Here is a 7,784-nt window from a genome sequence, read left to right as displayed (position 1 = left end):
CTGAGCCGGGCCGGAGCGCAAGCGTAGGCCCGTGTCGAAACCACGGTGACACAACAGATTACGCGCGACGGTTCATCTCGCGTTCCGACCGTGGTGATCATCTCCAGTCGTGCACCCAACAGGCGCATTCGACGGTTGGGCTGTCCTGGTTTGCATCGACTCAACGAAATTCGTTGTCTCACCGTGGTTTCGACACGCTCGTCGCTAACGCTCCTCACGGCTCAACCAGCGAAATGAGTCCACCATCGGTGGATCCAGACTCAACCGGCAGAGGGACGCAACGTCGTACAAACTCTTGAGTGCGACACGCTACTAGCCGAAGTCCGTGTCAAAACCCCTGGATTGAGCGAGCGCAACGTGTCGAAACCTTTGAGCCACAACGCCTTTCGATGATGTGCGCCAATATCGGCGATGACACCCGACAAGTGTCGCGTGTGCGCCCTCCGGGTGCCCACGCCTCGATGTTCGATACCATCACAGTTCGACAAGTGCGCCACCATCAAATGCATTGTGGTACAGGGGTTTCGACATGCTCGTCGCTAGCGCTCCTCGCGGCTCAACCAGCAGATGGAGCGGCCCCGACCGGTGAAACCAGGCTCAACCAGCGCAGGGCCAGGCTCAACCAGCAGATGGAGTGCCCCGACCGGCGGCGAGAAGGGAAAGGGCACGTCCAGATCCTCCCGCGTCAGAACCGTGCTCACTATCCGTACTGCTCGGTTAACAGCCGCTTGACCAGCTTCCCGGTCGGCGTCCGGGGCAGCTCGGAGACGAAGTCGACCGACTTCGGCGCCTTGAACTTCGCAACCTTCGTCAGCGCATGCGCGATGAGTTCCTGCGCCAGATCGTCGGTCTCGTCGACGCCGTCTCGCACCTTCACGACGGCCTTGACCTCCTGGCCGAGGGCCGGGTCGGGTACGCCGATCACCGCGACGTCGAAGACCGCCGGATGCAGCGTCAGTGCGTCCTCGACCTCTCGCGGGTAGATGTTCACGCCACCGGAAATGATCATGAACGACTGCCGATCGGTCAGGAACAGATAGCCGTCGTCGTCGACATAGCCGATGTCGCCGACCGTAGTCCACGTCGGGTGTGCCGGGTGCTGCGACTCCCGGGTCTTCTCCGGCGCCTTGTGATAGGTGAACGGAAGCTGCTCGCGCTCGAAGTACACCAAACCCGTTGCACTGGGCGGCAATTCAGTGCCATCGTCGTCGCAGATGTGCACCGGTCCCAACATGCTACGGCCCACCGATCCGCGTTTGGTCAGCCACTCCTGCGTACTGATGACGGTGATACCGTTGCTCTCCGTCGACGAGTAGTACTCGACGAGAATTGGGCCCCACCAGTCGATCATCGCCTGCTTGACGTCGGGCGGGCATGGTGCGGCCGCGTGAATGGCCAACCGCACGCTGGACACGTCGAACGACTCTCGCACCCCGGCGTCGAGCTGCAGCATGCGGACGAACATCGTCGGGACCATCTGGACGATGGTGATCCGGTACTTCTCGATCGCCGCAAGTGCCGCTTCAGCTTTGAAGCGATTGAGGAGCACCACGGTGCCGCCGTACGCGTGCACCACTCCGCACCACCGCAGAGGCGCCGCGTGATAGATCGGCGCGGGCGACAGATATATGTCAGAGTCGTTGATACCGAACAGTTTTCCGGCCATGCCGGTGAGCGGGTCACCGGGTTGATCGACGTCGATCGTCGGCAGCGGCGGCTTGATGCCCTTCGGCCGGCCGGTGGTACCCGACGAATACAGCATGTCCGAGCCGCGCGGTTGGGCATCGAGGCGGCGGTCCCCTGCCGACGCGAGCAGGTCGTCGAACGAACCATGCCCCTGAACGTGGCCGCCGAAGCTGAAGGCGTGCGCCACTTGCGGATTGAGCTCACGGACGTCGGCCGCGAGTTCGCCGACGTCGGCGGCGCTGATGAGCACCTTGGCGTCGCTGTCGGCGACGATGTAGGCGGCCTCGTCGGCGGTGAGATGGAAGTTGATCGCGGTCAGGTACAACCCCGATCGCAGCGCCGCCCAGTACAGCACGAAGCATTCCAGCGCATTGTCGCTGAGCATCGCGACGACGTCGCCGCGACGCAGGCCCAAATCATGCAGAGCGACCGCCAGCTGGCGCGATGCATCGTCGAGTTCCTTGTACGACAACGACTTTCCCGTATCGGCGACAATGACCGCAGGTTTGTTCGGCGTCGACGCCGCGTGAGTTCCGGGATACATCACGCCTCCTCGACGCTCTCGACCGCGCCCGGTGTGAAGGTGACCGGCATCGACGTCAGCTCATTGGAGAAGTTCGACGTCAGACGGGTGACCGGGCCGGCGAATTCCATGTCGGGCATGCGGCGCATCAGCTCTTCGAACAGGATCCGCAGCTGCAGGCGGGCCAGCTGGTTGCCGAGGCAGAAGTGCGGTCCGCCACCACCGAACGCCTGGTGCGGGGGCTTGTCGCGAGTGATGTCGAACGTCTCCGGGTCGTCAATCACCTCCGGGTCGCGCGAACCGGCCGAGTACCACATGGCGACGCGCTCCCCCTCGGCGATGGCGTGCCCGCCGACGACGGTGTCCTCCTGGGCCACCCGGGTGAAGTACTGGACGGGCGTGACCCAGCGGAGGAACTCCTCGACCGCGTTGCCGACGAGACTGGTGTCGGCGACGAGGATCTTGCGCTGGTCCGGGTTCTCGATCAGCGCGCGCATGGCGCCCGACGACGTGTTGCGGGTGGTGTCGTTGCCCGCGAACATGAGGATGCCGAAGAAGAAGGTCACCTCCATTTCGGTGAGACTCTCGCCATCCACCTCGGCCTGCACCAGCCGCGAGATCAGATCATCCTGCGGATTCGCCTTGCGGGCCGCGGTGAGTTCGGTGAGGTAGCCGGCGATCTCCATCAACGCGCCTAGCCCCATGTCGGGGTCCGACGTCGCGGCGGCGAGGGAGAGTCGGTTGGTCCACTCGAACAACTGCCCCCGCTCCTCGCGCGGCACACCGAGCATGTCGGCGATCACCCGTAGCGGCAGTTCGACGGCGATGTCGGTGACGAAGTCGCACTCGCCGCGTTCGATGACCTCGTTGATCAAGGTGTTGACGGTCGCGCGGATGTCGGCTTGTTTCTGGCGGATCATGCGCGGCGTGAAGACGGCCTGCACGATGTTGCGCTGCTGAGTATGGCGAGGCGGATCCATGCCCAGGATCACCTCGCGCAGCACCTCCACCGGCGCAGCGCCGCGGGTGGTTGTGAAGACGCCGCCGCGCGCCGACGAGAAGACTGCGGGGTTGGCCGAAATCGCTTGGATATCAGCGAATTTCGTGAACGACCAGAATCCCGGCTCATCGCTGTCGGTGAGTGCGTTCCAGTGCGGGCTCGCCTCCCGGCGCATCCGGGCGAACAGTTCGTGCGGCGGGCCGTCGTCGAAGTACGACAGGTCGGTGAGGTCGACGGTGGACAGATCGACCGTCGAGGACGGGTTGGTGGTGGTCATCGGATTCTCCTTCGATGGTGCGGGATTGGGGGCTGTAGATGAGGGCTCGTGTCGGCGGGCATCTCTGCCTGACGGTGGGAGGTGCACTCAGGCGGGGTGCTTCGGGTCGGCTTGGGTTTTGTGTCTCGCCGGCCCCTCGTTACACCGAAGCTCGTACCTCGCTTCGGCACTCGGGGAGCGGGGAACTACACCGGCGGCACTCGGGGAGCGGAGACTTACGCCGACGCTCCTGCCTCGCTTCGGCACTCGGGGAGCGGAGACTTACGCCGACGCTCCTGCCTCGCTTCGGCACTCGGGGAGCGGAGACTTACGCCGACGCTCGTACCTCGATTCGGCACTCGGGGAGCGGGGAACTACACCGGCGGCACTCGGGGAACGGGGAACCACACCGACGCTCGTACCCCGCTTCGATGCTCGGCCTGGATTCGCCGGGCAGCGCGGGATCATAGGTCCAACACCAGCTTCGCCGTCTTCGAGCGTGACACACACGGCAGAATCGTTGTGCCAGAGGCACGTTCGGCCTCAGTGAGCAGGGAGTCGCGGTGATCGGGAATACCTTCGAGGACGGTCGCACGGCACGTGCCGCAGACTCCCTCACCGCAGGAGGACATGATCGGGATGTCGGCGTCTTCGAGCGCGTCGAGCATCGGAGTGTCCGCGTCGACCTCGACGGTGACGCCCGATCGCATGCAGATCACCTCGAAGGTGTCGAGCGTCTCACCGCCCTCTTCGCGGGCGCTCGGCGTCGACGTTCGCGCGGCGAAGCGTTCGACGTTGACCGAACCCACCGGCCATGCGGCGCAGAGGTTTTCGACTGCGGTCAGCAATCCCTCCGGTCCGCAACAGTAGACGAGCGTGTCGTCGAGCGGTGTGCCGAGGGTCGCCGCGAGATCGTAGGTGCCGCCCGATTCGGCGTCGGGCCACAGTATGACCCGGGCGCCGTACCGTTCGACGAGTTCGTCGGCGAACGCCATCGTCGAGCGCGACCGGCCGAGGTAGATCAGCGTCCACTGCGCGCCGGACCGTTGGGCCGCTTGTGCCATCGCTTTGATCGGAGTGATGCCGATACCGCCCGCGACGAAGAGATAGCGCGGAGAATCGATGAGCGCGAAGTGATTTCGCGGTCCGCGAACCCGGACGGCTCGTCCGGCGTCGAGGTTGTCGTGAACGAATTCGGAGCCGCCACGGCTGTTCGGATCCCGCAGGATTCCAACGGTCCACGTCTTGAGGTCGGTCGGGTCGCCGCACAGTGAGTACTGCCGGACGAGACCGTTGTCGAGCATCAGGTCGATATGCGCGCCGGTTGCCAGCGCGGCAACGACGAACCATTCGGGTCGGCGAGGGTGAGCGTTACGACGCCGTCGGCGGCGACAGAGCGCCCGACGATGCTGAGTTCTGCTGCGCACTCTCCGACCTCCGGTGCCTTCTGTGCGGCGAGTGTGGTGGTCATAGCGTTGCGCTCCTTCGCAATTGGGCGTTGAGTTCGGCGAGTTCGGCTTTCATGTCGTCGATGAGTTCGGCGGTGTCGGGGACTGCGACGGCGTCGCCGACGATCCCGATGTCGAGCGAGTCCCGATAGCTGACCACGGTGATGTTCAGCGCGAACCCGTCGAAGATGACGCTGAGCGGATAGTTGACGAGCAGCGGCGCGCCGTGGCAGCTCAGCCCGGTTCGCGGACCGGCGACATTGGAGATGATGAGATTGACCGGCGGCCGGGTGTGCTTCGACGACATCGCACTGACCAGCCCCCGCGCCGCCAGGCCGAAGATCGGCGCGGGAATCGGATCGTTGACATCGCTGAGCAACGAGGGCGGTGCGGCCTGAGTACGGTTCTTCGCTGCTGCGAGGGTGTGGTGGGCGAAGTCGAGTCGGGCCGCGGCGTCGTCGAGGTGCGTGGGAATCGGCGCGATGATCGAGGTGATCGCGTTGCCGAAACGATCAGCGGCATAAGGGATTCGGGTCGACACCGGAAGATATGCGACGAGTGGGGCGGCGGGCGGTCCGCCGGTGGCGGCGAGTCGTCGCCGCAGAGCTCCGGCACAGAGCGCGATCACGACATCGTTGACGGTGATGCCGAATTCGTCTTTGATCGCTTTCACGTCGTCGAGCGGGACACTGCCGTAAGCGACGCTGCGGTTCGGGGACAACCGCGCGTTGAAGCGGGTCCGAGGCGCAGGCAGCAGTGGCGCGTCACGGTCACCGCGAATCGCGCGCGCCAGCCGTTCGACGCCCGGCAGTCCACGCAGCGCGGGGACCTGGTCGAGGTTGGCCAGCGTCACGGGCAATGCGCCCACTCCCCTGCGCATCCGCTCCCACTGCGCCGACATCGCTGCGGTCACCAGCGCCGCGCGACTGGGTTCGGGCTCAGCGGGCACCGGTGGTGCGATCACGAATTCGACCGGCGTGTCGACGATCGCGGCGAGGATCTCCGTCGCGGCGATCCCGTCGGCGACCGAATGGTGAAGCGTCATGACCAACGCCGTCGTATCCGGCAGCCCATGGAAGATGTGGATGCGCCACATCGGGATGTCCCGGGAGAGCCGAGCGCCTTGGATCTTCGCGACTTCAGCGCGCAGAGCCTCGAGATCCGGTGTCGCCAAGGTAGATTCGACGACGTGCTGCGAGAGGTCGACCTCGGCGTCGATGAAGACCGGATAGCCGAGCCGCAGCGGGACGTTGACGACTTTCCAGTTCAGCGGCGGGGTCTGGTGGAGCCGCTGAGAGATTCGCTCGGTCATCGACGCCGCGGTGATCGGCCGGCCGGTGTCGGTGCGGAAGAACATCAACCCGCAATACTGGGCGCCGAAGTTGCCGCGTTCGGCAAGAAGAAACTGCGCGTCGAGGCTGGACAGGGCACGCATCAGAAGACCTTTCGCATGAGTTTGAGGGCACGGGCGGAATAGGGCGGATAGAACATGCGCGGGTCGGGTCGGGTGGACTTCGCCAGGACCGCGCGCCGGTGACTCATCGTCTCGAAACCCCACCGTCCGTGGTAGGCGCCGGTACCGCTGGCGCCGACGCCGCCGAACGGCAGTTGCGGTACGAGACAGTGCATTGCGACGTGATTGATCACCGCGCCGCCGGACGGAACACGGTCGATGATCCGCTGCGCGGCACGCTGACTTCCGAATACGTAGAGCGCCAACGGCTTTGGTGCTGAGTTCACGAACTCGACTGCAGCGTCCATGGATTGGATCCGCAGGATGGGAAGGACGGGACCGAAGATCTCCTCGCGCATCACCGGGTCCGACCATGCCGGGTCGACGACGACGGTGGGCTCGATGCGCAGCTGCGCATCGTCGAGACGCCCGCCGGCGGCGATGGCTCCACCGGTCGACCGAATAAGTTCGGCCAGTCGGTCGTACTGCCGGCGGTTGACGATCGGCACGGCGGGATCGGTTTCACCGGAACGGAATTCGGCGACGTTCGCGATGATCTTGGTGATCAGTTCGTCGGCGATGGACTCGTCGGCGAGGACATAGTCGGGGGCGATGCAGGTCTGCCCCGAGTTGAGGAGTTTGACCCACGCGATGCGTCGGGCGGTCACGTCGAGGTCGGCATCGGCGGTGACGATGACCGGACTCTTGCCGCCTAGTTCGAGAGTCACCGGGGTGAGCGTGGGTGCTGCCGCGGCCATGATCTTGCGGCCGACCTCGGTACCTCCGGTGAACAGTGCATGGTCGAAGCCCGCGGCCAGAAGTTCCTGGGTGACCACCGCGTCGCCCTCGACTACGCGAACCGCCCTCGGATCGAGATAACGCGGAACAAGGTCGGCGAGCAACGCCGATGTCGCCGGCGCGAGCTCGGACGGCTTGAGAACCGCGCAGTTGCCCGCGGCGACGGCGGCGACGAGTGGTCCGAGGCTGAGGTACACCGGGTAGTTCCACGGACCGATGATCAGGACCACACCGAGCGGATCGTATTGAACCCAACCGCGCGCCGGCTGCTGCGCGAGGGGCAGGGACACCCGCTTACGCCGCATCCACGTACGCAGATGCTTGCGCGCGTATGCCGCCTCCCCCTTGGTCGATGCGATGTCGCCGAGCCATGCGTCGGCAGCGGGACGGCCCAGGTCGGCAGCGAGTGCACCGGCGATCTCCTCCTCACGCTCATCGCAAAGACGCTCGATGCCGAGGAGCTGCTCACGGCGCCAGTCCAGCGATCGGGTGACGCCCGTGTCGTGGGTTGCTCGAAGATCGCGCAGCAGGAGTTCACTGTCGGCAGTGGCTGGGGCTTGCGTGGTGGATGACATCGTACCTCCGTCGGTGTTCAACTATAAGTTATGTTACATATGGAT

At 65.1% G+C, this 7,784-nt stretch carries 6 protein-coding genes; all 6 read right to left on the bottom strand.

Going from position 1 to position 7,784, the window contains the following annotated elements; translation table 11 throughout:
- Positions 1–700: 700 nt before the first annotated feature.
- Positions 701–2,230 carry an acyl-CoA synthetase gene (locus HH308_RS20430; RefSeq protein WP_170196090.1) on the bottom strand — a complete coding sequence of 510 codons (1,530 nt, stop codon included), beginning with the start codon at positions 2,228–2,230 and terminating at the stop codon, positions 701–703.
- Complete coding sequence (locus HH308_RS20425) at positions 2,230–3,486, bottom strand: cytochrome P450 (RefSeq protein ID WP_170196089.1); 1,257 nt, start codon at positions 3,484–3,486, stop codon at positions 2,230–2,232. The genes HH308_RS20430 and HH308_RS20425 overlap by 1 nt, the downstream gene beginning before the upstream one ends.
- Positions 3,487–3,929: 443 nt before the next feature.
- A complete protein-coding gene (locus tag HH308_RS20420) occupies positions 3,930–4,769 on the bottom strand; it encodes a PDR/VanB family oxidoreductase (RefSeq protein ID WP_312870748.1) in 840 nt (279 codons plus the stop codon).
- Positions 4,769–4,936: a hypothetical protein gene (locus HH308_RS30510; protein ID WP_312870747.1), complete on the bottom strand. Its 168-nt coding sequence runs from the start codon at positions 4,934–4,936 to the stop codon at positions 4,769–4,771. The genes HH308_RS20420 and HH308_RS30510 overlap by 1 nt, the downstream gene beginning before the upstream one ends.
- Positions 4,933–6,348 (bottom strand): wax ester/triacylglycerol synthase family O-acyltransferase, encoded by a 1,416-nt coding sequence (locus HH308_RS20415; RefSeq protein WP_170196088.1) that lies wholly within the window; start codon positions 6,346–6,348, stop codon positions 4,933–4,935. The genes HH308_RS30510 and HH308_RS20415 overlap by 4 nt, the downstream gene beginning before the upstream one ends.
- A complete protein-coding gene (locus HH308_RS20410; protein WP_170196087.1) occupies positions 6,348–7,739 on the bottom strand; it encodes an aldehyde dehydrogenase family protein in 1,392 nt (463 codons plus the stop codon). The genes HH308_RS20415 and HH308_RS20410 overlap by 1 nt, the downstream gene beginning before the upstream one ends.
- Positions 7,740–7,784 lie beyond the last annotated feature (45 nt).

This window comes from Gordonia asplenii (genome assembly GCF_012933505.1).
Taxonomy (GTDB): domain Bacteria; phylum Actinomycetota; class Actinomycetes; order Mycobacteriales; family Mycobacteriaceae; genus Gordonia; species Gordonia asplenii.
This window is presented reverse-complemented; position numbering and strand designations above follow the sequence as displayed.